Consider the following 24,957-nt stretch of genomic DNA (forward strand, 5'->3'; position numbering starts at 1 on the left):
TTAAAGACTGTTGATCAGCGTGCTGAAGGTTTCTTGCGCAGCTTTAATGATCTGCGACGACGCGGTGTAGTACTGCTGGAAACGGATCATATCGCCGGCCTCCTCGTCCAGGTTGACCTGAGACACGGAGCTGCGATTGGAGGTGGCGGCCGCGAGCATGGCCCCGGTCGCATTGTTATCGACGTTGGCCTGGCTGGCCTTGCCACCCACGGACGAGACCAACTGGCTGTACGCGGTGCTCATGCTCACGCCGGCATTGCCATCGGTGGCGCCCACGGTCTTGCGGGTTTGCAGGTCGAGCAGTTGCAAGGCATTGCGGTTGTCCAGTTTGCCGCCACTGTTGAACGACACGGTGTAGCTATCGTTCGGCTTCGGCTCACCACGGATGACCGTGTCGACCCCGAATGTCTGTGGGTCGCCATTACCGTCTACGTACGGCACGTTGATCGTCAGCTTGTTGTCCTGGCCCGGCACGATGGTGCCGGTGCCAATGGGCTGGCCCTGGGCGTTATTGATCACATAGCTCTGGGTGCCATCGGCGGCACGCTCGCCAAACGTCATCTTGACCGGCATCGCGCCCTTGATCGCCGCTTCCAGCTGCGCGGTGCCGGCGCCGCCATGGATATCCAGGGGCAAGCTCAGCGTCGGCGGTTCGAACACGCCAGTACCACTGTTGTTCTTGTTGCCCTCGGCCAACAGCGGCGCAGAAAACGCCAGCTTGTTGGGATCGGTCATCACCACCTTGAGGTCCATCGCGCCACCGGCGGTCGGGCTGACCTTGAACGTATCGCCAGCAGCCACCGGGCCCTTGCCATCCAGGGCCAGGGTGAAGCCGTCGATTTCCGGTGGCGTTTGGGTGATGTCGAAGGTGCCCATGGACTTACCGTCCGAACGCAGCACGGTGTAATTCTTGTCGTCACTGAAGGTCACCTTGTAGTCAAAGGTGCTCAGTTTGCTGGTGTCTTTGATCGTGACGTTCAGGTTGCCGGAGCCGGCACTGTTATTCGAGCCGCCAACGCTGCGCTGGCCAATGGCAAATACGCTGTTGATGTCATTGAACAGCGCGGCGCCGAACTGCCCGTTGGCGTCCAGGCCCTGCCCCAACTGGGTATTGATGGCCTCGCCGACCACCATGGCGGTACGCCCCAGGTCGTTGATGGCCGGCATCAGCACGTCCTGGCGATAACGCAGCAAGCCACCGATGGAGCCACCGCTGATCACCGAGCTGACGTCCATGGGTTGCCCGCTGGTGGTCAACACCACCGAGTACTGGCTCTTGTCGTCCTTGCTCGGGACCGCCGACAGCTTGTTCGACACACCGTCCGCGACCAGGGTCTGCCCGGTACCCAGGGAGACATTGAAATGGCCGTCCGACTCAGTGACCTTGACCCCTACCAGTTCGTTGAGCGAACGCACCGCTTCGTTGCGTGCATCCAGCAGGTTCGCCGGCTCCCCGTTGCCCTGGCCTTTGGCCTGGAAGATTTGCTGGTTGAGGGAGGCAATCGAGGAGGTCAACTGATTGACCTGGCCGGTGATGGTCTCCAACTGGCTGTTGATGCCTTCTTTCTGTTTGTTCAGTTCGGTCGCAATCGAGTTGAAGCGGTTGCCCAGAGTCTGGGCAATGGTCAAGACCAACTGGCGCGCGGAGTTGTCGCTGGGGTTGGCCGAAGACGTCTGCAACGCGGCGAAGAAGCTGTTCAAGGCCGCACCGACACCGGTGGACTTGTCGGACAGCAACTTGTCCACCGAACCGATCTGGTCCAGGTAGGCCTTGGCATCAAAATTCAGCGACGTGGTGGTCTGCAACTGGGTATCGAGGAACTGGTTATACACCCGGCGTACATCCGACAGCGTAGTGCCGGTGCCGACGAACACCCCACCGGCCGCGGACATGCCATTGGCGGTCTGCATGGTCTGCTGACGCGAGTATCCAGGGGTCTTGGCGTTGGCAATGTTGTTACTCAAGGTCGCAAGCGATCCCTGAGCCGCATTGAGTCCTGACATCCCGATATTGAGCAAACCCATGGTTCAAACCTTATAAATGAGTGGATGCGCCAGCGGCAGCGTAGTTTTGGTAGCTGTTCATGGTTTTGGCGATCTGCGAAATCTTGCTGGCGTACGCCGGATCTGTTGCATACCCGGCTTTTTGCAACTCGCGTACAAACTGTTCCGGGTTATCGGCCGACTTCAAGACTTCTTTATATCTTTCATTGCTTTGCAACAAAGTCACGAGGTCGTGAAAGCTGTCCTGGTACGAGTCGTAGGAACGGAACTGCGCCGTCTCCTTGACCATCTCGCCATTGCGAAACTCACTAGTGATCGCCCGCGCCTGGGCGCCCTGCCAGCTCTGCCCGGCCTTGATGCCAAACAGGTTGTGGCTGCTGCTGCCGTCTTGCTGGCGCATTACCGATTTGCCCCAGCCGGTTTCCAGGGCAGCCTGGGCCACCAGGTAGCGCGGGTCGATGCCGATGCGCTCGGCCGCCTGCTTGGCCATGGGCAGCATGGTGGCGACAAACTCGTCTTGCGAACTGAAGGCTTTTTTCGCCGGGGCCAGCGGTGGCTGGGCCACGGCGCGGCCGTAAATCTGCATGCGCGAATCGCGGGCGGCAAAGGTGCGCGCAGCACCGTTGATCACGCCATCTTCGGCGGCGCTGTTGCGCAGTGGCGCAGCCTTGGCGGCGCCGGTCGCCTCGACACCTGGCACGATACCGGCCAGCAGGCGATCGGTGAGCTTGCTCGGCAGGGCGATGCGGCGCTGATTCATCAGCGCCATGTCATTGCGCAGGGTGCCTTCATCGGCCCGCGGCGCCACTTCGACCCGCGCCGCCCACAGCGCACGCTGGCCATTGGAACGACCCAACGGGCCATCCGCCTGGGTGCCGGCGGCAATCGGGGTCGGCACGTCGACTTTCTTCTCTGCCACGTCCGGGCCCTGCAGGGTCGAGGCCTGCCCTTCCACCGGCTTGTTCTTTTGCATCTGGCGCAGCAAAACGTCCGCTAGGCCGATACCGCCGCCCTCGCGAGACAGCGAGACCGCCAGTTGCTGGTCGTACATTTCCTGATACTGCTTGGCCGCCGGAGTATTCAGCGGGTTGTCCTTGCCCAGGGCATCGGTGGCCGAGCGCATGGATTTGAGCATCTCGTTGAGAAACAGCGACTCGAACTCCTGCGCCACTTTGCGCATGTTGCCGTCGCTGTTCTTGTCGCCGAACTTGAGCTGGTTAAGCCGGTTCAGGTCGGAGTAGGACCCCGAGTCTGCCGTGCTGGCGATACCGCTCTTGCGCATGTCCATGGCCATGGCCTCAAATCACGATCAGGTCGGCTTGCAAGGCGCCGGCCTGTTTCAGGGCTTCAAGGATCGCCATCAAGTCGCCGGGCGCCGCGCCCACCTGGTTCACCGCACGGACAATCTCGTCCAGGGTGGTGCCGGGACCGAACTTGAACATCGGCTTGGCTTCTTGCTGGGCATTGACCCGCGAACGCGGGACCACGGCGGTCTGGCCACCGGACAACGGCCCGGGCTGGCTGACAATCGGGTCTTCGGTAATGGTCACGGTCAGGCTGCCGTGGGTCACGGCCGCTGGCGACACCTTGACGTTCTGGCCGATCACGATAGTGCCGGTACGCGAGTTGATGATGACCTTGGCCACCGCCTGGCCCGGATCGACCTCAAGGTTTTCCAGGATCGACAGGTAGTCCACACGCTGGCTCGGGTCCAGCGGCGCAGTCACGCGGATCGAGCCGCCGTCAATGGCCTGGGCCACGCCTGGGCCGAGCATGTCGTTGATTTTGTCGACCACACGCTTGGCGGTGGTGAAATCCGAACGGTTGAGGTTCAGGGTCAGGCTGTTGCCCTGGTTGAAGCCGCTGGGCACGGTACGTTCCACCGTGGCGCCGCCAGGAATCCGCCCGGCCGATGGCACGTTGACGGTGATCTTCGAACCGTCACGCCCTTCGGCATCAAACCCGCCCACCACCAGGTTGCCCTGGGCGATGGCGTAGACGTTGCCGTCGATACCTTTGAGCGGCGTCATCAGCAAGGTGCCGCCACGCAGGCTTTTCGAGTTACCAATGGAGGATACGGTGATGTCCACCACCTGCCCCGGCTTGGAGAACGCCGGCAGATCGGCACTGATCGACACCGCCGCGACGTTCTTCAACTGCACGTTGCCCGAACCTGGCGGCACCTTGATCCCGAACTGCGAGAGCATGTTGTTGAAGGTCTGCAGGGTGAACGGGGTCTGGGTGGTCTGGTCGCCCGTGCCGTTGAGCCCCACCACCAGGCCGTAGCCGATCAACTGGTTGCTGCGCACCCCGGAAATACTGGCGATGTCCTTCAGGCGTTCGGCCTGGGCAGCAACGCTCAGGGAGAGCAACAACACCGCTGCCATCAGCTGTTTGAGATTCAAAGTGATCACCTAGAAAGGGAACAGCGGGCTAAGGAAGAAACGGTCGAACCAACCCGGCTGACTGGCGTCGGCAAACGAACCCGTACCCGAATAGGTAATGCGTGCATCGGCAATCCGTGTGGACGGCACGGTGTTGTCGGTGGCGATATCGTCCGCGCGCACCATGCCGGCGATGCGCACCAGTTCGTCACCGGTGTTGAGGGTCATCCACTTCTCGCCGCGCACGGCAATGATGCCGTTGGGCAGCACGTCGGCCACGGTCACGGTGATCGAACCCACCAGGCTGTTGCCCTGCCCGGCCTTGCTGCTGCCGTTGGTGGCGCGGTCGCCGCTGTAGCCCACGTCCAGGCTCAAGTCACCACTGCCCAGGGGGTTGTTGGTGTTCAAACCACCGCCAAACAGCGAGGTCAGGCCGATGCCGGTCTTGCTGTTCTTGGCCACCTGGGAGTTGGCGTTCTTGCTCGCCGTGGTGCGCTCGTTGAGGGTGATGGTGATGATGTCGCCAACACGGAACGCCTTGCGGTCGCTGTACAGGTTCTGCTCAAAACCGGCCTGGTAGATCGAGCCATTGTTGGCAGCGGCTGGCAGTGGCGTGCGCGGCAACACCGGCGCGTAGTACGGGTCATTGGGTTTTGGCGTCGGGGCGACACAGCCCGCGAGCACGGCAATCCCACTCAATGCCAGAACAGAAACAAAGCGACTCATGACCCTTACCTCACGGTGTTGCAGGCGCCTTATGAGCGCCCCATAGACTGGATTACAGATTCTGCGTAACGAACGAAAGCATCTGGTCGGCGGTGGAAATCACCTTGGAGTTCATCTCGTAGGCACGCTGGGTGGTGATCATGTTGACCATCTCTTCCACGGTGCTGACGTTGGAGGTTTCCAGGGTGCTTTGCAGGGTGGTGCCAAACCCGTTGAGGCCCGGCGTGCCGACTTGCGGCGCGCCGCTGGCAGCGGTTTCCAGGAACAGGTTGTTCCCGGTGGCTTGCAGGCCGGCCGGGTTGATGAAGTCGGCGGTCTGCAGGTTGCCGATCACTTGCGACGCCGGGTTGCCGGCGATGGTGACGGACACGGTGCCGTCGGCGCCGACAGTGAAGGTCTGGGCATCGTTGGGCACGACAATCGCCGGCTCCAGGGCAAAACCGTTGGCGGTCACGACCTGGCCGTTGGAGTCCAGGTGGAAGGTGCCGTCACGGGTGTAGGAAGTAGTGCCATCCGGCTGCAGGATCTGGAAGAAGCCACGGCCATTGATCGCCATGTCCAGCGGCTGCCCGGTTTGCTGCAGGTTGCCGGCGGTGAAGTTCTTCTGGGTGCCGACGATGGACACACCGGTACCCACTTGCAGGCCCGACGGCAATTCGCTGTCCTGGGTCGACTGCGCACCCGGCTGGCGCTTGATCTGATAGAGCAGGTCCTGGAACTCGGCGCGATCACGTTTGAAGCCCGTGGTCGAAACGTTCGCCAGGTTGTTGGAAATAACGGTCAGGTTGGTGTCCTGGGCGGACAGACCGGTTTTGGCAACCCATAGAGCCGGAAGCATGCTGTTCTCCTTCGTGCGCCTGTTTGTTGGCGCCGCGTTACAAAATTAGTAGTCAGTGGCGCTGCAATCAGCTCATCTGCATGACGCGAGTCATGGCCTGGTCGTCTTCTTTGGCGCTGTTCATCATTTTCACGTGCAATTCGAACTGCTTGGACAGGGCCAGCACCGCCGTCATTTCTTCGACGGCATTGACGTTGCTCGACTGCAGGAAGCCCGAATTCACCTTGACACTGGCATCGGCCACCGCCGGTTGGCCGTCCTTGGTGTGGATCGCGCCATCCAGGCCCTTGGTCATATTGGCCAGGTCCGGCTTGACCAGCTTGATACGGTCCACCTCTGCCATCACCCGTGGGCCTTCGCCCATGGCGCGGATGCTAATGGTGCCGTCTTCGCCGACTTCGACCTTCTGCTCGGGTGGCACCGAAATCGGCCCGCCATTGCCCATGATCGGCATGCCGTTGCCGGCCCGCAGCACGCCCAGTGCGTCGATATTCATGCTCGCGGTGCGCACGTAGGCTTCGCCGCCATCGGGGGTTTGCACGGCGATCCAGCCATCGCCGCCGACGGCAACGTCCAGGTCACGGCCGGTCTCGACCATCGAACCCGGAGAAAAATCGGTACCAGGACGCTCGGTCAGGGCAAACGCCCGCGCCGGAAAGCTGTCACCAAACACCGGCATCGAACGGGCCTGCTCCAGGTCACGCTGAAAACCGTTGGTGGAAATGTTCGCCAGGTTGTTGGCATGAGCCTTTTGCGCCAGAGCATTCTGGCTGGCGCCGGTCATTGCCACATAAAGGTACTTGTCCACGCTCATTCCTCTTACTGACGGACGTTTGCCGCCCACCGATGTACTGAGGAGTCTTTAGCAATTTGCGCACCAACTTTTTAAAAGTCGGGGAAAGGCAGGCGGGGCAAGGGGTTGGGGCGTATCAAGGATTATTGGAGGGGCAGGACGAGTCGGAAAAACGGCGGAGTTCTGCCGGTTGCGGCAAACACCGGTCTTGGCATTAACACAGATCCATTGTGGGAGCGGGCTTGCTCGCGAAGGCGGTGGATCAGTCGGTACCTGTATTGACTGATCCACCGCCTTCGCGAGCAAGCCCGCTCCCACATTTTTATCCCGTTGTGTCAGGGGCTTATTTGTCGGCCTTGAGCACTTCGTAATCGCGCAATTTATTGGCGATGGTGGTGTGGGACACGCCCAGGCGCTTACCCAGCAAGCGACTGCTGGGGTGCTCGGCATACAGGCTTTCGAGCACGGCCTTTTCAAACCGCCCGACGATCTCCTCCAAGCCACCCTCCAGGGAAAAGTCGCCAAGCGGCTGACGCACGCCGTAGTCCGGCAAGCGAATATGTTCAACCTTGATCGTGCCGCCCTCACACAGCGACACCGCCTGGAACAGCACGTTTTCCAACTGCCGCACATTGCCCGGCCAATGGTAGTGGCTGAGGCGCTCCATGGCCGCCGGCGCCAGCTTGGGCAGCGGGCAGCCAATCAGGCGGCTGGCCTGGTCGATAAAGTGCTCGACCAGCGGCGGTAAACCGTCGAGGCATTCGCGCAGCGGCGGGATATGCAACGACAACACATTGAGCCGGTGATACAGGTCCTGGCGAAACTCGCCACGGGCACACAATTCCGATAAGTCCACCTGGGTCGCGCAAATCACTCGCACATCCAGGTAAACCTCTTCATCACTGCCCACGCGCCGGAAGCAGCCGTCCTGCAGAAAGCGCAGCAATTTCACCTGCAATCGCGCGCTCATTTCACCCACGCCATCCAGAAACAACGTACCGCCCGCCGTCAGTTCCAACAGCCCCAACTTGCCCTCTGCCCGCGCGCCTTCAAACGCGCCAGGGCCGTAGCCGAACAGCTCGGTCTCGGCCATCGACTCCGGTAACCCCGCGCAATTGAGTGCCATCAACGGCGACTGCCCACGTGGGCTGGCCAGGTGACAGGCGCGCGCCAACAATTCTTTACCGGTGCCGGTTTCGCCTTCTATTAATAGGGGCGCATCGAGAGGCGCCATGCGCCGGGCTTCACGCACCACCGCCGCCATCACTTTAGAGCTCTGGAAAATGCTGTCGAAGCCTCGCAGCTCCTGCTTGCGCACATTGTAGATGCGCTCACCGACCCGGTCGGCGCGGTGCAGAGTCAGTACAGCGCCGGCCATAGCTTCGCTGTCGTCATGTTCGGAGGATTGCAGCGGGGCGATGTCGGCGAGAAACACGTCGCCCTTGACCTTGACCCGCAGGCCATTGATCCGCGACTTGCTGGCACGCACCAGCTCCGGCAGGTCGAAGTCCTCGGCGTAGCGTGACAGGGGAATCCCCGGCACTTCGTCCACCCGCACCCCGAGCAACTGCGCCGCCGCGCGGTTGGCCGCGACAATCGAGCCGCCCATGTCGATGGACAGCACCGGGAATTCCAACGCCCCCAACAAGGCGTTGAGTTCCATGTGCCGGCGCTCGCTGGGCATCAGCCCTACCCGCTTGACGCCAAACACCCCGGCAATCGCCTCGAACTGCGGGCGCAGGGCCTGAAATTGCATATTCACCAGGTTCGGGCAGTACAGGTAGATGGCATTGCCATGCTCGCCGCCAACCTCGCCCTTGGCCACGTTGACCCCGTACTCCACCAGCAGGTTGAGGATGTCCCGCAGGATGCCGATGCGGTTCTGGCAATGCACTTTGATACGCATGTAAAGGCCCGGTTTGTTGTAGGAGGGCTGATCGGGCTGCGTCTTTTTGTCACCGGACGCAGATAGTCGTCAAGATTATGTGACAGCCAGCGCCCTTTTCAAACCAGCAAAACGCAATGCAGCGTGCTCGACGGCAAAATCGTAACGAATACTTTACGAAAGACACCGACTTTTCCTACAGGCTTCCCTTAACAGCGGGTGGAATCCACGGCCAGGCGGAGTATCAATAAGCCCATAGCAGGACATAACAAGAACGAATGCCTAGCAGGAGAGCCGTATGAAACAGACGCACTACGTGGCCCGCGAGCCCGATGCGCAAGGTTTTATCCACTACCCGCCCGAAGAACACGCGGTGTGGAACACCCTGATCACCCGTCAACTGAAAGTGATCGAGGGTCGCGCCTGCCAGGAATACCTGGACGGCATCGACAAGCTCGGCCTGCCCCATGACCGTATTCCGCAACTCGCCGAAATCAACAAAGTGCTGGCCGAAACTACTGGCTGGCAGGTGGCGCGGGTGCCGGCGCTGATCCCCTTCCAGACCTTCTTTGAATTGCTCGCCAACAAGCAGTTTCCGGTGGCGACCTTTATTCGTACCCGCGAAGAGCTGGATTACCTGCAAGAGCCGGATATTTTCCACGAGATTTTCGGCCACTGCCCACTGCTGACCAACCCCTGGTTCGCCGAATTCACCCACACCTACGGCAAGCTCGGCCTGGCGGCCACCAAGGAGCAGCGCGTGTACCTGGCGCGCCTGTACTGGATGACCATCGAGTTTGGCCTGGTGGACACCCCCCAAGGCCGGCGCATCTACGGTGGCGGTATTTTGTCGTCACCGAAAGAGACGGTGTACTGCCTGTCGGATGAGCCCGAGCATCAGGCCTTCGACCCGCTGGAAGCCATGCGCACGCCGTATCGCATCGACATCCTGCAGCCGCTGTATTTCGCCCTGCCCAACCTCAAGCGCCTGTTCGAAGTGGCGCAGGAAGACATCATGGGCATGGTCGAACGCGGCATGCAGCTGGGGTTGCATGCACCAAAGTTTCCCCCCAAGCCCAAGGCGGCTTGAACTGATGCTTTAAAGGCCAGGTGAGTCTGTTCCCTGGCCGCGCGTTGCTTTAGGGTGACGCGACTGGCAACCGAATTCCACATACTCGATTTCAGGAACACCGTTATGACCACCTTGAACCAAGCCCATTGCGAAGCCTGCCGCGCCGATGCCCCACAAGTCAGCGACGCAGAACTGCCGGCGCTGATCAAGCAGATCCCCGACTGGAACATCGAAGTGCGCGACGGCGTGATGCAACTGGAAAAAGTATTCCTGTTCAAGAACTTCAAATTCGCCCTGGCCTTTACCAACGCCATGGGCGAAATCTCCGAGGCTGAAGGTCATCACCCTGGCCTGCTGACCGAATGGGGCAAAGTCACCGTGACCTGGTGGAGCCACTCCATCAAGGGCCTGCACCGCAACGACTTCATCATGGCCGCACGCACTGACGAAGTGGCCAAGGACGCCGAGGGCCGCAAGTAATGCATTTCGCCGCGATTGGCCGGGTGCCCGGTGATCCGATCCTGGGGCTTATGGAGTCCTATGCCAAGGACACCAACCCGCAAAAGTTCGACCTTGGCGTAGGCGTCTATAAAGATGCCCAGGGCTTGACCCCGATCCTGCAGGCGGTCAAACGCGCCGAGCAGCGCCTGGTCGACCAGCAAACCACCAAGACTTACATCGGCGGGCATGGCGACCCGACTTTCGGCCGCCTGATCAGTGAATTGGTGCTGGGCGCCGATTCCGCGCTGCTCAAGGCACAACGCGCCGGCGCCACGCAAACCCCGGGTGGCACCGGCGCCCTGCGCTTGAGCGCCGACTTTATCGCCCACAGCCTGCCAGGCCGTGGCGTGTGGCTGAGCAACCCGACGTGGCCGATCCACGAAACCATCTTCGCCAAGGCCGGACTCAAGGTCAGCCACTACCCCTATGTGGGCAGTGACAACCGCCTCGACGTACCAGCCATGCTCGCCACCCTGGCCACGGTGCCCGAGGGCGACGTGGTGCTGCTGCATGCCTGCTGCCATAACCCTACCGGCTTCGACCTGTCCCAGGACGACTGGCGCCAGGTCCTGCAGATCGTGCGCGAGCGCCAACTGCTGCCGCTGATCGACTTCGCCTATCAGGGTTTTGGCGATGGCCTGGAACAGGACGCGTGGGCGGTGCGCTTGTTTGCCGATGAACTGCCTGAGGTGCTGATCACCAGCTCCTGCTCGAAGAATTTCGGCTTGTACAGCGACCGCGTCGGCGCGCTGATTGTGTGTGCCAACGATGCCGAGAAGCTGCTGGATGTGCGCAGCCAACTGGCGTTTATCGCACGCAACCTGTGGTCGACACCGCCGGATCATGGGGCTGCCGTAGTCTCGACCATCCTCGGTGATAGCGAGCTCAAACAGCTGTGGAGCAGCGAAGTTGAAGGCATGCGCTCGCGTATCGCGCAATTGCGTTCGGGCCTGGTCGAAGCGCTGGCGCCCCATGGGCTGTCTGAGCGTTTTGCCCATGTCGGCGTGCAGCGCGGGATGTTTTCCTATACCGGCTTGAGCGCCGAACAGGTGAAACAGCTGCGGGAAAAACACAGCGTGTACATGGTCAGTTCCGGGCGGGCCAACGTGGCCGGGATTGATGAGACGCGCCTGGGGTTGCTTGCCGATGCCATTGCGCACGTATGTAAACCCTAAGACAAAACGCTATCCAAATGTGGGAGCAAGCCCGCTCCCACATTTTTTGACCGAGGCGATCTTCAGCCAGCAACCATCTCGGCCTTGACCTGCGCCTCCTTGGCCTGGGCATCCGCCAACCGATACAACTCGATATGCCCATCCAAGTGCTCGATCAATGCCGTGCACGACTCCACCCAATCCCCGCAATTGAGGTAGTCCACCTCTCCCACCTTGCGAATCTCCGCATGGTGGATATGCCCGCACACCACGCCGTGCAGCTCGCGTTTGGTCACTTCATGGGCGATGGCTTCCTCGAAATCGCTGATAAAGCTCACCGCTGTCTTCACCTTATGCTTGAGGTACGCCGACAGCGACCAGTAGCCATAGCCATAACGCGCCCGCCAGTGGTTCAGCCAGCGGTTGAGGGTCAGGGTGAACTCGTAGGCCGAATCGCCAAGAAACGCCAGCCAACGGTGGTAACGGGTGATCACGTCGAACTGGTCGCCGTGGATCACCAGCAGATGCCGGCCATCGGCAGTCACATGCACCGCTTCGTCCACCAGTTGGATATTGCCCAGGATCAGCTTGGAATAGCGGCGCAGGAACTCGTCGTGGTTGCCGGTGACGTAGATCACCTCGGTGCCACGCTTGCTCATGGTCAGCAGGCGGCGGATCACGTTGGTGTGGGCCTGGGGCCAGTACATGCCGCTGCGCAGTTTCCAGCCGTCGATGATATCGCCCACCAGGTACACCTTGTCGGCGTGGTAGCCCTTGAGGAACTGCGACAGATGTTCGGCCTGGCAGTCCCGGGTGCCCAGGTGCACGTCGGAGATCCACAGGGTACGAACCCGTTGCTTGCGGCTGGGTTTGGCGAGCTCGGCGCTGGTCATGGGCATACCTCAGGGGTGTTTTCGCCAGCTTGCGCCCGGGCAATTAATAGCCCATGACAGTCTTGCGTCAGTCAGATGACAGCGCCCGCCGCCCGTCGGGCGGTGTAAACTGCCGGCCTGCCCGGGAGATTGCGATGAGACCGACCCTCACGCTGCGCCATTACACCCACGACCTGATTGCCCATAGCCATGACCATGCGCAACTGGTGTTCGGCCTGGCCGGCCGCCTGGATTTCGAGGTGGAAGGCATCGGCGGCGAAGTTTGCCCGCAAGGGGTGATGGTCCTGCCCTTCTCCACCCATCACGCCTGCGGCAGCCCCCAGGGCAGCCACTGCCTGGTACTGGATGTGCCCGACGAACAGTGGATGGTGCAATCCTTGGGCGAGCACGCGGATGCCAGTCGCCGCCTGCTGGATCGGCCGGCGCGGGTGAGCCTGGATAGCCGCCAGGGCCAGTTGGTCAACTGGCTGGCGAGCGGCGCACTGGATGACCCCTTGATCGCCCAACAAGGTGCGGTGCTGCTACTGGCCACGCTCAATGGCCAACCACCTGCGCACACCGGCGCACGACGCCTGCCCTATGGCGCATTCAATGCCCATATCGACCAGCATGCGGCCTACCCGCTGCAGGTCGCGGATCTGGCACGGCTGGCGGATATGTCCGTCGCCCGCCTGCACGCACGCTTTGTCACCGAATGCGGGCTGACTCCCATGGACTACATCCGCAATCGTCGCCTGCAAATGGCCCGTGGCTTGCTGCGCGACAGCCTCCTGCCGATTGGCGAGATCGCCGCGCGGGTTGGCTATGCCTCGCAAAGTGCGTTTGCCGCCGCCGTGTTGCGCGAGTTCGGCAGCTCGCCCGGAGCCTTGCGCCGACTCGACAACCGGCGCTAGTCCTGCGATAAAACCGGCGATTCCCACGACAGACACCCAGGCGCCAGGCGCTCTAGACTGGATGCCTGCTTGCCCACTGTTTTAAGGATTGTCATGACCCCGCGCACAGCCCTCGGCGCCCTGCACATCGGTGCATTAATGTTTGGCCTCACCGGCGTCTTCGGCAAGCTCGCCGCCGCCTCGCCGAGCATTATCGTGTTTGGCCGCGCCGCCTTCGCCGTGCTAGCCCTGGCATTATTCGCCCGCTTCGCCAGCAACACCCCCTGGCACAAGCTGTACAGCGCCGACCTGCGGCGCCTGCTGCTCAGCGGCTTGCTGCTGGCCGGGCACTGGGTGAGTTTCTTTATTGCGGTAAAAGTGGCCGGCGTGGCGATTGCGACGCTGGGTTTCACCACGTTCCCGGCGTTTACGGTGATCCTCGAAGGGCTGATCTTTCGCGAGCGGATCCGCGCCAATGAAATGGTGCTGGTGGTGCTGGTCAGCGTCGGCCTGGTGCTGGTCACCCCGGACTTCGACCTCGCCAGCCAGGCCACCAGCGGCCTGGTCTGGGCCGTGGTCTCGGGCCTGCTGTTCTCGCTGCTGTCATTGAACAACCGGGCCAGCGCCAGCATCCCGCCCGTGCAGGCGGCCTTGTGCCAGAACGTGGTAGTCGCCCTGTGCCTGCTACCTGTCGCGGCCCCAGGCCTCGCAGAAGTACGCGCCCTGGACTGGTTGTGGATCGGCCTGTTGGGGGTGTTCTGTACCGGCCTGGCCCACAGTTTGTTTGTCGCCAGCCTCAAGGTGCTCAAAGCGCGCACCGCTGCTGTGGTATTCGCCATGGAGCCGGTGTATGGCATCACCGTGGCCTGGCTGCTGTTCAGCGAAACCCCGACCCTGCGCATGCTGCTGGGCGGTGTGCTGATTATTGCCGCCATAGTCGTCTCAGGCTTGATGAGCCGCCCTGTCAAGGCCAGACAACCGGCGGCCGCGGCCTGATCTATACTTTTTGTATCCGCAACAGTCAGCTGTCGTTCAACGGATACAGACTCCTCGACGACAGCCGTGGTCCTTGAAGTTGCTGCATGCGAGTGGTCACTCCCCTAACGCTCTGCAGGAGTTTCACCATGGACATGTTTATCACCCTGATCATTCAGATCATCAGCGGCGCGGTCGGCGGCAATATCGCCGGCCTGAGCAAGCAAGGCCTGGGTTCCGGGCTCAACACCCTGGTCGGCGGCGTCGGCGGCCTGGTGCTGGGGCAGATCGTCTCGGCCATCAGCGGCATGCCGGCGGGCGGAGCCCTGGATGTTGCGGCGGTGGGCAGCAATATCGTTGGCGGTGGTGTGGGCGGCTTGGTGCTGACGTTTGTCGTCGGCTGGATCAAGAATAAAATGGCCGCCAAGTAAAGCACCCGACACTGCCGGCCAAGCGCCGGCAGTGCCGTTTACGAGGCGCGGTCGTTGTGCCCCAGGTCTCGCTGCGGATCAATCTGGTCGCGCACCCGCTGCTTGAGCACCTTGGCCTCCGGGAACCCTCCATCAGCCTTGCGCTCCCAGATCTGTACACCGTCGCACGTAATGCGAAATGCCCCGCCGGTCGCCGGCTCCAGCGCCACTTTGCCGAGGTCATCGGCAAAGGTGCTCAACAGTTCCTGGGCCAGCCACGCAGCGCGCAGCAGCCACTGGCATTGGGTGCAATAGGTGATGACAATCTCAGGCTTGGCAGTGGACATGAAATGACAGACTCCTGCATGACGGGACAGGTGAATCGGATGGCTATAATACCGGCCTTTATCGTCCAGCCCCGAGATTGATGATGCGCCGCCTGTTGTCCTGCCTGTTGCTGTGCCTACTCCCTGTCTTTGTCCACGCCGTGGAAGCCCCGCGCCCGAAAATCGGCCTGGTGCTCTCCGGCGGCGCTGCCCGCGGCCTGGCCCACATCGGCGTGCTCAAGGCCCTGGAAGAGCAAGGCATCCACATCGACGCGATTGCCGGCACCAGCATGGGCGCGGTGATTGGCGGGCTGTACGCATCAGGCTACAAGATCGATGAACTGGAAAAGCTCGCCCTGAGCATCGACTGGCAGTTGGCGCTGTCCGATGCCCCGCCCAGGGAAGACGTGCCGTTCCGGCGCAAACAGGATGACCGGGACTTCCTGATCAAGCAGAAACTGAGTTTTCGCGATGACGGCAGCCTGGGCCTGCCCCTGGGCGTGATCCAGGGCCAGAACCTGGCGCTGCTGCTGGAGAGCATGTTCGCCCACAGCAGCAACACCCGCGACTTCGACAAGCTGCCGATTCCATTCCGCGCCGTGGCCACTGACATCACCAGCGGCGAAAAAGTGGTGTTTCGCAAGGGCCATCTGCCCCAGGTGATTCGCGCCAGCATGTCGATCCCCGCAGTGTTCGCCCCGGTGGAGCTGGACGGCCGGCTGCTGGTGGATGGCGGCATGACCGACAACATCCCCCTGGATGTGGCGCGTGAGATGGGGGTCGATATCGCCATTGTGGTGGATATCGGCACGCCCTTGCGCAGCCGCAAGCAATTGACGACGGTGGTGGATGTGCTCAACCAGTCCATCACCCTGATGACCCGCCGAAATTCCGAAGAACAACTCAAGGCCCTGCACGCAGGCGATGTGCTGATCCAGCCACCATTGGCCGCGTATGGCGTGACCGATTTTGGCCGCGCCAAAGACATGATCGACGCCGGCTACCGCGCCACCCGCGCGCTGGATACCCGCCTGGCACGCCTGCGCCCAACCGGGTCCGTGGACGCCGAACTGACCGCCGCCCGCACGCCGGGCCAGCGCAACCCGACGATTACCGCAATCAAGGTGGAGAACGACTCGAAAGTCGGCGACGACGTGATCCGCTACTACATCCGCCAACCCATTGGCGAGCCCCTGAACCTGGCGCGCCTGCAATCGGATATGGGCACCCTGTACGGCCTGGATTACTTCGAACAGGTGCAATACCGCGTGGTGAAAAAAGGCCCGGACAACACCCTGGTCATCAGCGCGCGCGGCAAACGCAGCGGCACCGACTACCTGCGCCTGGGGCTCAACCTGTCCGATGACATGCGCGGCGACAGCGCCTTCAACCTCGGCGCCAGCTACCGCATCAACGGCATCAACCGCCTCGGCGCCGAATGGCTGACCCGGGTGCAGATCGGTGATCGCCAGGAGCTGTACAGCGAGTTCTATCAGCCGATGGATACCGGCTCCCGCTATTTCGTCGCCCCCTATATCAGCGCCCAGGCGCAGAACGTCGAACTGATCCTGGATAACGACCCTATCTCCGAGTACCGCCTGGAGCGCTATGGTTTTGGCTTGAACGTCGGCCGGCAGATCGGCAACAGCGGCGAAATCCGCTTCGGTGTCGGCGAGGCCTGGGGCAAGGCCGATGTGCGCATTGGCGACCGCGACCTGCCAAGCGTGAGCTTCAGCGAGGGCTTCTACGAACTGAAGTACTCGTTCGACTCCCTGGATAACGTGTACTTCCCCCATACCGGCGAAGACATTGGCCTGGCCTACCGCGAATTCGAACCCGGCCTGGGCTCCGACCAGCGCTACCGGCAATGGGAGTTCAAGCTGGACAAGGCCATGAGCCACGGCCCGGACACTCTGGTATTGGGCGGTCGCTACGGGCGCACCCTGGATAATTCAGACGTGGTGATTTCCAGCTTCCTGCTGGGCGGTGCGCGGCAGCTGTCAGGGTTCCGCCAGGATGCGATTTCCGGGCAGAACATCAGCCTGATGCGCGCCGTCTACTACCGCCGCCTGACCCCACGCTCGTACCTGCCGCTGGACTTCCCACTGTACCTGGGCGCCTCCCTGGAACGGGGGCGGGCGTGGAACAACGACAATGAATTCGACAGTGGCTATATCAATGCCGCGAGCATCTTCCTCGGGTTTGATACACCGCTGGGGCCGTTGAATTTCAGTTATGGGTTCAATGATGACAATCAGAAGGCGGTGTATCTGAATCTTGGGCAGACGTTCTAAGAAAAACACTTAGCCGAGGTGGAGCAGGCTTGTGTGGGAGCGGGCTTGCCCGCGATGACGGAGTGTCAGCCAAATATCCAGTAACTGACCCGACGCCATCGCGAGCAAGCCCGCCCCCACATTTTGATCAGCGGCGTAATCGGATCAGGTCTTTTCCAGGTTCGCCAGGATATGCCCATGCACCCGCATGCACACCCGCATATCCTCCTCATCGACCCCCACAAAAAGCTCCTGGCGCAAAGCCGTGGCAATGGTCTCGATCTGATCAATCAGCGGCCTTGCCGGATCACACAACACAATGCGCTTGGCGCGCCGGTCTTCTAGCACAGCCTGGCGTTGCACCAGACCCTGGCTTTCCAGGCTGTCGAGCAGACGCGCCAATGTGGGCCCTTCCACCCCGACGCTCTGGGCCAGCTCACGCTGGGTCGGCGCTTCTTCAAAGCGGGCCAGATGCAGCAGCACCAGCCAACGGGCCTGGGACAGCCCAAGCCCTGCCAGACGGCGATCCAACTCGGCGCGCCAGCCACGGGACATTTGCGCCAACTGCATGCCAAAACGGTGTTGATCGGTTAACGGCATAAAAAACTCATGGGTTAGACTGAAAATAAAGTGTGGCTAATTATTAGTCAGCTAAGCATGACCTATGACAGTAGGCAAGGCTTGCAATGTACTGATTCGTTACATTGTCGTAATTGACGCATCAAATCTCGAATTCCGACTGCAAAGCGGCCCGTACACAGTACAAAACACCCTCAGGCACCCGCCCGGTGAACAGCGGTGCTATATCGGAAACAGGTGGCAACTCGCCTTCACCATCGAGAAACGCATCCTGGATTTCACCCAGCAAGTCTTCCGGCAGATCAAGGGCCTGTTCCAGTGACAGCTGTTGCTTGCCAATGGACTCGGCCAGCAAGGTGTAGACGTTCTTTTCCGAGCACTGCAACTGCCCGGCGATCTGGATCGGGGTCATGCCGGCGCGGGCCAGGCTGATCAGTTCGTGGCGGATATCGGCGACTTCCTTCGGCGCCTCGGCCTGGCCGCCCAGTACTTCCAGGAAGGCCTGGCCATAACGCTCCAGCTTGCGCGCGCCGACGCCACTGACCCGGGCCATTTCGGCCATGGTGGTGGGCTGCTCGCGCAACATTTCCAGCAAGGTGGAGTCGGGGAAGATGACGTAGGGCGGCACGCTGTGCTCTTGTGCCAGCTTGCGGCGCAAGGCACGCAGGGCTTCCCACTGCTCGCGCTCTTCGCCACGCACCAGTTGGCTGGCCTGGCTGGTGCTGCTGGATTTGGCAGTGGTCTGCGGCTTGAGGTCGCGGCGCAGCTCCAGGCTGACCTCGCCTTTGAGCAGTGGCCGGCAACTGTCGTTCAAGCGCAGGCCGCCGTAGCCTTCCAGGTCGATATCCACCAGGCCACGGGCCACCATCTGGCGGAACAGCGAGCGCCATTCGCCTTCAGCCCGCGCCTTGCCCACGCCATACACCGACAGGTGCTGGTGGCCAAAGCTGCGGATTTTTTCGTTGTCCTTGCCCAGCAGCACATCCACCAGATGGCCGACGCCATAACGCTGGCCGGTACGGAAGATCGCCGACAGGCCCTGACGTGCTGGCTCAGTGGCATCCCAGGTCTGCACGCCATCCACACAGTTGTCGCAATGCCCGCAGGGCTGGGGCATGTCTTCGTCGAAATAGGCGAGCAAGGTCTGGCGACGGCAGCGGGTTTCTTCGCACAGCGACAGCATGGCGTCGAGCTTGTGCTGCTCCAGGCGCTTGTGGCGCTCATCGCCCTCGGAGTTCTGCAGCATCTGCTTGAGCATCACCACATCCTGCAGGCCGTAGACCATCCAGGCATCCGCCGGCAGGCCATCACGCCCGGCCCGCCCGGTTTCCTGGTAGTACGCTTCCAGGGATTTGGGCAAGTCCATATGGGCCACGAAGCGCACGTTGGACTTGTCGATGCCCATGCCAAACGCAATGGTCGCGACCATGATCAGGCCTTCCTCGTTGAGGAAGCGCTTCTGGTGGTAGGCCCGCAGTTCGTTGGGCAGGCCAGCGTGGTAAGGCAGCGCAGGGTAGCCCTGCTCGCACAGGAACGCCGCCACTTCATCGACCTTCTTGCGCGACAGGCAGTAGACAATCCCGGCATCGCTGCGCCGCTCCGAAAGGAACGCCAGCAACTGCTTGCGCGGCTGTTCCTTGGGCACGATGCGGTAAAAGATATTCGGACGGTCGAAGCTGGAGAGAAAACGCTCGGCGTTCTGCAGGTGCAGGCGCTCGACGATCTCTTCGCGGGTGCGCTTATCGGCCGTGGCGGTCAGGGCGATGCGCGGCACGTTGGGGAACAGTTCGGCCAGTTGCCCCAATTGCAGGTATTCACGGCGGAAATCGTGGCCCCACTGGGATACACAGTGGGCCTCGTCGATTGCGAACAGGGAGATTTCCAGGCTCTGCAGGAACGCCAGCATCCGCGGCTGGACGAGACGCTCGGGCGCCAGGTAGAGCATTTTCACTTCGCCGCGGCGGATCCGCGCCGCCAGGTCGCGCTGCTGCTCGGCGCTCAGGGTAGAGTTCAACGCGGCGGCGGCGACGCCCAGTTCTTCCAGGGTGGCCACTTGATCGTCCATCAGCGCGATCAACGGCGAGACCACCACCGCCAGCCCTTCGCGCAACAATGCCGGCACTTGGAAGCACAACGACTTACCGCCGCCGGTAGGCATCAGGACCAGGGCATCACCGCCGCTGGCCACGCGCTCAATGATCGCACCCTGGCGGCCACGAAAGCTGTCGTAGCCGAAGATGTCCTTGAGGACGCGTTGAGCCTGTTCAAGCATGAAAAACTCCAAATTCCACCGAAATCCCTCTGTACAGGCTGGCTGAAAAAGCACGCCTGGCCGGAAAATAATCCGTAAGCGAACTTTTCCCGCAACCGCATCCGGCCTGCAGGGGCATCACAAAACGCGGCAGTATACCCGAGCACTCCCCGGCAAAGGGCGCCGCTGACGAATAGCGGCCCATCTGAAAACCTTGCAAATATGCCGTGCGGCTGGCCTGCACGCTCAAGAAAGCCTAGAATTCAGCATCGTATATTCCCAAGGTAGTCTTTCAATGTCCTTCGCTGAGCAACTAAACCGCCTGCAAGCCTTCCTCGATGCCGATGAGCTGCATGACGAGGCGCTGGACTACGTGGCCGCCCATGGCTACCTGACTGCGCTGTCGATCTGCTCCGAACCGGTTCCTGATCGTGAATGGATCGACGCCCTGTTCGCCGAAGAGCCGCACTACAAGGATGAGGCCCAGCGCAGCGAGATCGAAGAAACCCTGATCCAGCTCAAGGCCCACATCTCCCGCCAACTGGCCTCCGATGAAGAGTTCGAGCTGCCCTGCGAGCTCGACCTCGGCGAAGAGCCGGACGACTCCGACCTGCGCGGCTGGTGCATTGGTTTCATGGAAGGTGTGTTCCTGCGTGAAGCCGCCTGGTTCGAAACCGCCGAGGAAGAAGTCAGCGAAATGCTGCTGCCGATCATGGTCGGTTCCGGCCTGTTCGACGACCAGCCTGAGTTCGCCGACATCGCCAGCGATGCCAATCTGATGGACGACATGATCGTACAGATCCCGGAAGCACTGACCGCCCTGTACCTGCTGTGCAACGCCCCCGACGAAAAACCGGCGATCCTCAAGCCTCGCCATCACTGAGTCCCCCGCCCGTGGCGCCCATGGGCAACCGCTCCCCGATTGTGCGCTACGTGCTGCTGGCCATTGGCTGGTTGAGCGTAGTGCTCGGGGTGATCGGAATCTTCCTGCCGGTCTTGCCGACCACCCCCTTCCTGCTATTGGCTGCCGGCTGCTTTGCCCGTAGTTCACCGCGCTTCTACGACTGGCTGGTCAACCATCCGCGCCTGGGTCCTTGGATTCGGGATTACCTCGATGGCAACGGCATCCCACTCAAGGGCAAAGTCTATGCAATCGGCCTGATGTGGCTGAGCATTGGCATCTCTTGCTACCTGGTGCCATTGCCCTGGGCACGCGGGTTCATGCTGACCAGCGCGGTGCTGGTGACGATCTACATCCTGCGCCAGAAGACCCTGCCGCCACGATCGTAGGAACTGCCCCCTACCCGACCTTCGTCGGCACTGACTAACCCCGGCCATCATGCGAGACTGTCGTCCCGGGCCTGGAATGCCTGGGCGTTTTTATGTCCGGAGTATTCATGACGCTGTCCAGCGGGCTGATCGCCGCCGTTGCCCTGGCCTATATGGCCATTATGTTTGCCATCGCCTTCTACGGTGACCGCCGCCGTGCGCCCCTGCCGCCGCGGGTGCGTGCGTGGGTGTATAGCCTGTCGCTGGCGGTGTACTGCACCAGTTGGACCTTCTTCGGCGCTGTAGGTCAGGCCGCCGAACAGTTGTGGGCATTTTTACCGATCTACCTGGGCCCCGTCCTGCTGCTGGTGCTGGCGCCCTGGGTCCTGCAAAAGATGATTCTGATCAGCAAGCAGGAAAACATCACCTCCATCGCCGACTTTATCGCCGCGCGCTATGGCAAATCCCAGTCCCTGGCCGTGGTCGTGGCGCTGATCTGCCTGGTGGGCGTGCTGCCTTATATTGCCCTGCAACTCAAAGGCATCGTGCTGGGGGTCAACCTGCTGATTGGCGCCGGCGCCGATGCCACCGGCACGCGGGCCCAGGACACCGCCCTGATCGTGTCCCTGGTGCTGGCGCTGTTCACCATCGTATTTGGTACCCGCAACCTCGACGCCACGGAGCACCACCGTGGCATGGTACTGGCGATTGCCTTCGAGTCTCTGGTCAAGCTGTTCGCGTTTCTCGCCGTGGGTGCGTTTGTGACCTACGGCCTGTACGACGGTTTCAACGATCTGTTCAGCCAGGCGATGCTTGCGCCGAGATTGGAGGAGTACTGGAAAGAGACCGTCAACTGGCCCTCGATGGTGGTGCAGACCGGCGTGGCGATGATGGCGATCATCTGCCTGCCCCGCCAGTTCCACGTCACTGTCGTGGAGAACATCGAGCCCCAGGACCTGCGCCTGGCCAAGTGGGTGTTCCCGGCGTATTTGGTGCTGGCCGCACTGTTTGTAGTGCCGATTGCCCTGGGCGGCAAGATGCTGCTACCCAGCTCGGTACTGCCGGACTCCTACGTGATCAGCCTGCCTCTGGCCGAAGCCCATCCGGCCCTGGCGCTGCTGGCGTTTATCGGCGGTGCGTCGGCGGCGACCGGCATGGTCATCGTGGCCAGTGTGGCGCTGTCGACCATGGTCTCCAACGATATGTTGCTGCCGTGGCTGCTGCGCCGAACCAACGCCGAGCGCCCGTTCGAAGTCTTCCGTCACTGGATGCTCTCGGTACGCCGGGTCAGTATCGTGATCATTCTGCTGCTGGCCTATGTCAGCTACCGCCTGCTCGGCTCCACCGCCAGCCTGGCGACCATCGGGCAGATTGCGTTTGCCGCCGTGACCCAGCTGGCACCGGCGATGCTCGGCGCGCTGTACTGGAAGCAAGCCAACCGGCGCGGCGTGTTTGCCGGCCTGGCGGCGGGCACTTTCCTGTGGTTCTACACCCTGGTGTTGCCAATTGCCGCCCATAGCCTGGGCTGGTCGCTGAATATCTTCCCGGGCCTGGCCTGGTTGCATGGCAACCCACTGGGGCTGCCGATCACCCCACTAACCCAGGGCGTGGTGCTGTCTTTGGCGGGTAACTTCACCCTGTTCGCCTGGGTCTCGGTGCTGTCGCGCACACGGGTCTCGGAGCATTGGCAGGCCGGGCGGTTCATCGGCCAGGAAACCAGCCAGCGCGCCAGCGCCCGCTCCATGCTCTCGGTGCAGATCAATGACCTGTTGAGCCTGGCCGCGCGTTTTGTCGGCGAAGAACGGGCGCAACAGAGCTTCATCCGCTTCGCCTACCGCCAAGGCAAGGGCTTTAACCCCAACCAGAATGCCGACAACGACTGGATCGCCCACACTGAACGGCTGCTGGCTGGCGTACTGGGTGCATCATCGACGCGGGCGGTGGTGAAAGCAGCGATTGAAGGCCGCGAAATGCAGCTGGAGGACGTAGTCCGTATCGCTGACGAAGCCTCCGAAGTGCTGCAGTTCAACCGGGCGCTGTTGCAGGGCGCGATCGAGAACATCACCCAGGGCATCAGCGTGGTGGATCAGTCCCTCAAGCTGGTGGCCTGGAACCGTCGTTACCTGGAGCTGTTCAACTACCCCGAGGGCCTGATCAGCGTCGGCCGGCCGATTGCCGACATTATTCGCTACAACGCCGAGCGCGGGCTGTGCGGCCCGGGCGAGGCCGAAGTCCACGTGGCACGGCGCCTGCACTGGATGCGCCAGGGCCGGGCCCATACTTCGGAACGGCTGTTTCCCAATGGCCGGGTGATCGAGCTGATCGGCAACCCGATGCCGGGTGGCGGGTTCGTCATGAGTTTTACTGACATTACTGCCTTCCGCGAGGCCGAGCAGGCCCTGACCGAGGCCAACGAGGGTCTGGAGCAGCGGGTCACCGAGCGTACCCATGAACTGTCGCAACTGAACGTGGCCCTGACCGATGCCAAAGGTGTGGCCGAGTCGGCCAACCAGTCGAAAACCCGCTTCCTCGCCGCGGTCAGTCATGACCTGATGCAACCGCTGAACGCTGCGCGACTGTTCTCGGCCGCCCTCTCCCACCAGAGCGAAGGTTTGTCCGGAGAAGCCCGGCAACTGGTGCAGCACCTGGACAGTTCGTTGCGCTCGGCCGAAGACCTGATCAGCGACTTGCTGGATATCTCCCGCCTGGAAAACGGCAAGATCAACCCTCAACGTCAGCCATTTGCCTTGAGTGAACTGTTCGACGCCCTGGGCGCGGAGTTCAAGGTGCTGGCCCAGGAGCAAGGCTTGCGTTTCCGCCTGCGCGGCAGTCGCTTGCGCGTCGACAGTGATATCAAACTGCTGCGGCGGATCCTGCAGAATTTCCTGACCAACGCCTTCCGCTATGCCCACGGCCCGGTGCTGCTGGGTGTACGACGGCGGCGTGGCGAACTGCGCCTGGAAGTGTGGGACCGTGGCCCGGGCATTCCCCTGGATAAACAGAAAGTCATCTTCGAAGAGTTCAAGCGCCTGGACAGCCACCAGACCCGTGCAGAGAAAGGCCTGGGCCTTGGCCTGGCCATTGCTGACGGCCTGTGCCGAGTGCTCGGCCACCGCTTGCGCGTGCGCTCATGGCCAGGCAAAGGCAGCGTGTTCAGCGTCAGCGTGCCGCTGGCCAAGGCGCAGACCAGCGTGCAGGTACAAGCCACACAGGAAAAGGGCCTGCCGTTGAGCGGCGCCCAGGTGCTGTGCGTGGACAACGAAGACAGCATCCTGATTGGCATGCGCAGCCTGTTGAGCCGCTGGGGCTGCCAGGTCTGGACCGCACGCGACCAGGCGCAATGCGCCGTGTTGCTGGCAGAAGGCATGCGCCCGCAATTGGCCCTGGTGGATTACCACCTGGACCACGGCGAGACAGGTACCGAATTGATGGGTTGGCTGCGCGCACAACTGGCGGAACCGATTCCGGGGGTGGTGATCAGCGCCGATGGCCGGCCGGAAATGGTGGCCGAGGTGCATGCGGCGGGGTTGGATTACCTGGCCAAACCGGTGAAACCGGCGGCGTTGCGGGCGCTGCTGAATCGGCATTTGCCGTTGTAACGTGTGGGAGTTGGTTTGCCTGCGATGGTCAACGGTATCTACACGACTCTTTCGTGGTTCTTGGGGTTGTGTACAGATCCATTGCTACGGTCACGGCGGCTATTGGTTCCGCCCTTACGGCGGGTCACTTTTGGAAAAGAGCCCCAAAAGTAA

The 24,957-nt window shown here is 61.8% G+C and carries 21 protein-coding genes; 10 read left to right on the forward strand and 11 right to left on the reverse strand.

Annotation, left to right across the window (positions count from 1 at the left end):
- From flgK to HBR94_RS24875, 7 genes are all read right to left on the reverse strand, one after another.
- Complete coding sequence (gene flgK / locus HBR94_RS24845; protein WP_057438793.1) at nucleotides 1–2,025, reverse strand: flagellar hook-associated protein FlgK; 2,025 nt, start codon at nucleotides 2,023–2,025, stop codon at nucleotides 1–3.
- Nucleotides 2,026–2,035: 10 nt separating this feature from the next.
- A complete protein-coding gene (gene flgJ, locus HBR94_RS24850) occupies nucleotides 2,036–3,298 on the reverse strand; it encodes a flagellar assembly peptidoglycan hydrolase FlgJ (RefSeq protein ID WP_170045697.1) in 1,263 nt (420 codons plus the stop codon).
- A 4-nt stretch (nucleotides 3,299–3,302) separates the two neighbouring features.
- Nucleotides 3,303–4,391 carry a flagellar basal body P-ring protein FlgI gene (locus tag HBR94_RS24855; RefSeq protein ID WP_081044199.1) on the reverse strand — a complete coding sequence of 363 codons (1,089 nt, stop codon included), beginning with the start codon at nucleotides 4,389–4,391 and terminating at the stop codon, nucleotides 3,303–3,305.
- A gap of 27 nt (nucleotides 4,392–4,418) precedes the next feature.
- Entirely contained in the window at nucleotides 4,419–5,114 is a 696-nt protein-coding gene (flgH, locus tag HBR94_RS24860) for a flagellar basal body L-ring protein FlgH (protein ID WP_032859002.1), read from the reverse strand.
- A 52-nt stretch (nucleotides 5,115–5,166) separates the two neighbouring features.
- A complete protein-coding gene (gene flgG / locus HBR94_RS24865) occupies nucleotides 5,167–5,952 on the reverse strand; it encodes a flagellar basal-body rod protein FlgG (RefSeq protein WP_057958870.1) in 786 nt (261 codons plus the stop codon).
- Nucleotides 5,953–6,019: 67 nt separating this feature from the next.
- Complete coding sequence (locus HBR94_RS24870; RefSeq protein ID WP_057438904.1) at nucleotides 6,020–6,760, reverse strand: flagellar basal body rod protein FlgF; 741 nt, start codon at nucleotides 6,758–6,760, stop codon at nucleotides 6,020–6,022.
- A gap of 328 nt (nucleotides 6,761–7,088) precedes the next feature.
- Complete coding sequence (locus HBR94_RS24875) at nucleotides 7,089–8,651, reverse strand: sigma-54-dependent transcriptional regulator (protein ID WP_170045698.1); 1,563 nt, start codon at nucleotides 8,649–8,651, stop codon at nucleotides 7,089–7,091.
- 277 nt (nucleotides 8,652–8,928) lie between these two features.
- On the opposite strand from HBR94_RS24875, the gene phhA reads away from it, so the two are divergent.
- The 3 genes from phhA to HBR94_RS24890 all read left to right on the forward strand — a co-directional run bounded on the left by phhA (nucleotide 8,929) and on the right by HBR94_RS24890 (nucleotide 11,378).
- Nucleotides 8,929–9,720: a phenylalanine 4-monooxygenase gene (gene phhA / locus HBR94_RS24880; RefSeq protein ID WP_057444562.1), complete on the forward strand. Its 792-nt coding sequence runs from the start codon at nucleotides 8,929–8,931 to the stop codon at nucleotides 9,718–9,720.
- A 105-nt stretch (nucleotides 9,721–9,825) separates the two neighbouring features.
- A complete protein-coding gene (locus HBR94_RS24885) occupies nucleotides 9,826–10,182 on the forward strand; it encodes a 4a-hydroxytetrahydrobiopterin dehydratase (protein WP_115127653.1) in 357 nt (118 codons plus the stop codon).
- Nucleotides 10,182–11,378, forward strand: a complete 1,197-nt coding sequence (locus HBR94_RS24890) for an amino acid aminotransferase (protein ID WP_170045699.1) — start codon at nucleotides 10,182–10,184, stop codon at nucleotides 11,376–11,378. Before HBR94_RS24885 ends, HBR94_RS24890 begins: the two co-directional genes overlap by 1 nt.
- A gap of 62 nt (nucleotides 11,379–11,440) precedes the next feature.
- On the opposite strand, the gene HBR94_RS24895 is transcribed toward HBR94_RS24890, so the two are convergent.
- Nucleotides 11,441–12,250, reverse strand: a complete 810-nt coding sequence (locus HBR94_RS24895; protein ID WP_170045700.1) for a UDP-2,3-diacylglucosamine diphosphatase — start codon at nucleotides 12,248–12,250, stop codon at nucleotides 11,441–11,443.
- A gap of 134 nt (nucleotides 12,251–12,384) precedes the next feature.
- On the opposite strand from HBR94_RS24895, the gene HBR94_RS24900 reads away from it, so the two are divergent.
- From HBR94_RS24900 to HBR94_RS24910, 3 genes are all read left to right on the forward strand, one after another.
- Nucleotides 12,385–13,143 (forward strand): AraC family transcriptional regulator, encoded by a 759-nt coding sequence (locus HBR94_RS24900; RefSeq protein ID WP_170045701.1) that lies wholly within the window; start codon nucleotides 12,385–12,387, stop codon nucleotides 13,141–13,143.
- Nucleotides 13,144–13,236: 93 nt separating this feature from the next.
- The gene (locus HBR94_RS24905; RefSeq protein ID WP_057438783.1) at nucleotides 13,237–14,118 is read left to right on the forward strand and encodes a DMT family transporter; all 882 of its coding nucleotides are present in this window, start codon (nucleotides 13,237–13,239) and stop codon (nucleotides 14,116–14,118) included.
- 128 nt (nucleotides 14,119–14,246) lie between these two features.
- Nucleotides 14,247–14,528 carry a hypothetical protein gene (locus HBR94_RS24910; RefSeq protein ID WP_057958864.1) on the forward strand — a complete coding sequence of 94 codons (282 nt, stop codon included), beginning with the start codon at nucleotides 14,247–14,249 and terminating at the stop codon, nucleotides 14,526–14,528.
- A gap of 38 nt (nucleotides 14,529–14,566) precedes the next feature.
- On the opposite strand, the gene HBR94_RS24915 is transcribed toward HBR94_RS24910, so the two are convergent.
- Nucleotides 14,567–14,854 (reverse strand): SelT/SelW/SelH family protein, encoded by a 288-nt coding sequence (locus HBR94_RS24915; RefSeq protein ID WP_057438781.1) that lies wholly within the window; start codon nucleotides 14,852–14,854, stop codon nucleotides 14,567–14,569.
- A gap of 83 nt (nucleotides 14,855–14,937) precedes the next feature.
- Here HBR94_RS24915 and HBR94_RS24920 point away from each other — a divergent pair, with 83 nt between their 5' ends.
- The gene (locus HBR94_RS24920; protein WP_115127649.1) at nucleotides 14,938–17,127 is read left to right on the forward strand and encodes a patatin-like phospholipase family protein; all 2,190 of its coding nucleotides are present in this window, start codon (nucleotides 14,938–14,940) and stop codon (nucleotides 17,125–17,127) included.
- A gap of 144 nt (nucleotides 17,128–17,271) precedes the next feature.
- Here HBR94_RS24920 and HBR94_RS24925 read toward each other — a convergent pair whose 3' ends face one another.
- Entirely contained in the window at nucleotides 17,272–17,706 is a 435-nt protein-coding gene (locus HBR94_RS24925) for a MarR family transcriptional regulator (RefSeq protein WP_057438780.1), read from the reverse strand.
- Nucleotides 17,707–17,827: 121 nt separating this feature from the next.
- Nucleotides 17,828–19,957, reverse strand: coding sequence for a DNA helicase RecQ (gene recQ / locus HBR94_RS24930; protein ID WP_057438779.1), 2,130 nt, complete (start codon nucleotides 19,955–19,957; stop codon nucleotides 17,828–17,830).
- 274 nt (nucleotides 19,958–20,231) lie between these two features.
- Here recQ and HBR94_RS24935 point away from each other — a divergent pair, with 274 nt between their 5' ends.
- The 3 genes from HBR94_RS24935 (at nucleotide 20,232) to HBR94_RS24945 (ending at nucleotide 24,804) form a co-directional block, all read left to right on the forward strand.
- Nucleotides 20,232–20,819 (forward strand): YecA family protein, encoded by a 588-nt coding sequence (locus HBR94_RS24935; RefSeq protein WP_057438778.1) that lies wholly within the window; start codon nucleotides 20,232–20,234, stop codon nucleotides 20,817–20,819.
- 20 nt (nucleotides 20,820–20,839) lie between these two features.
- The gene (locus HBR94_RS24940; RefSeq protein ID WP_057438777.1) at nucleotides 20,840–21,226 is read left to right on the forward strand and encodes a YbaN family protein; all 387 of its coding nucleotides are present in this window, start codon (nucleotides 20,840–20,842) and stop codon (nucleotides 21,224–21,226) included.
- A gap of 107 nt (nucleotides 21,227–21,333) precedes the next feature.
- On the forward strand, nucleotides 21,334–24,804 hold the full coding sequence (locus tag HBR94_RS24945; RefSeq protein ID WP_170045702.1) for a PAS domain-containing hybrid sensor histidine kinase/response regulator: 3,471 nt from the start codon (nucleotides 21,334–21,336) through the stop codon (nucleotides 24,802–24,804).
- Nucleotides 24,805–24,957 lie beyond the last annotated feature (153 nt).

Origin of the sequence: Pseudomonas sp. WS 5412, from assembly GCF_012985615.1 — a bacterium.
In the GTDB taxonomy this organism is placed as follows: Bacteria; Pseudomonadota; Gammaproteobacteria; order Pseudomonadales; family Pseudomonadaceae; genus Aquipseudomonas; species Aquipseudomonas shahriarae.

Bases quoted from the DNA above. Each gene is read 5' to 3' on its own strand.
- HBR94_RS24920 (WP_115127649.1), top strand. From the start codon at position 14,938: ATGCGCCGCCTGTTGTCCTGCCTGTTGCTGTGCCTACTCCCTGTCTTT.
- phhA (WP_057444562.1), top strand. From the start codon at position 8,929: ATGAAACAGACGCACTACGTGGCCCGCGAGCCCGATGCGCAAGGTTTT.
- recQ (WP_057438779.1), bottom strand. From the start codon at position 19,957: ATGCTTGAACAGGCTCAACGCGTCCTCAAGGACATCTTCGGCTACGAC.
- HBR94_RS24910 (WP_057958864.1), top strand. From the start codon at position 14,247: ATGGACATGTTTATCACCCTGATCATTCAGATCATCAGCGGCGCGGTC.
- flgG (WP_057958870.1), bottom strand. From the start codon at position 5,952: ATGCTTCCGGCTCTATGGGTTGCCAAAACCGGTCTGTCCGCCCAGGAC.
- HBR94_RS24935 (WP_057438778.1), top strand. From the start codon at position 20,232: ATGTCCTTCGCTGAGCAACTAAACCGCCTGCAAGCCTTCCTCGATGCC.
- HBR94_RS24895 (WP_170045700.1), bottom strand. From the start codon at position 12,250: ATGACCAGCGCCGAGCTCGCCAAACCCAGCCGCAAGCAACGGGTTCGT.
- HBR94_RS24885 (WP_115127653.1), top strand. From the start codon at position 9,826: ATGACCACCTTGAACCAAGCCCATTGCGAAGCCTGCCGCGCCGATGCC.
- HBR94_RS24900 (WP_170045701.1), top strand. From the start codon at position 12,385: ATGAGACCGACCCTCACGCTGCGCCATTACACCCACGACCTGATTGCC.
- HBR94_RS24945 (WP_170045702.1), top strand. From the start codon at position 21,334: ATGACGCTGTCCAGCGGGCTGATCGCCGCCGTTGCCCTGGCCTATATG.
- HBR94_RS24940 (WP_057438777.1), top strand. From the start codon at position 20,840: ATGGGCAACCGCTCCCCGATTGTGCGCTACGTGCTGCTGGCCATTGGC.
- HBR94_RS24925 (WP_057438780.1), bottom strand. From the start codon at position 17,706: ATGCCGTTAACCGATCAACACCGTTTTGGCATGCAGTTGGCGCAAATG.
- flgJ (WP_170045697.1), bottom strand. From the start codon at position 3,298: ATGGCCATGGACATGCGCAAGAGCGGTATCGCCAGCACGGCAGACTCG.
- HBR94_RS24905 (WP_057438783.1), top strand. From the start codon at position 13,237: ATGACCCCGCGCACAGCCCTCGGCGCCCTGCACATCGGTGCATTAATG.
- HBR94_RS24915 (WP_057438781.1), bottom strand. From the start codon at position 14,854: ATGTCCACTGCCAAGCCTGAGATTGTCATCACCTATTGCACCCAATGC.
- HBR94_RS24890 (WP_170045699.1), top strand. From the start codon at position 10,182: ATGCATTTCGCCGCGATTGGCCGGGTGCCCGGTGATCCGATCCTGGGG.
- flgK (WP_057438793.1), bottom strand. From the start codon at position 2,025: ATGGGTTTGCTCAATATCGGGATGTCAGGACTCAATGCGGCTCAGGGA.
- flgH (WP_032859002.1), bottom strand. From the start codon at position 5,114: ATGAGTCGCTTTGTTTCTGTTCTGGCATTGAGTGGGATTGCCGTGCTC.
- HBR94_RS24855 (WP_081044199.1), bottom strand. From the start codon at position 4,391: ATGGCAGCGGTGTTGTTGCTCTCCCTGAGCGTTGCTGCCCAGGCCGAA.
- HBR94_RS24875 (WP_170045698.1), bottom strand. From the start codon at position 8,651: ATGCGTATCAAAGTGCATTGCCAGAACCGCATCGGCATCCTGCGGGAC.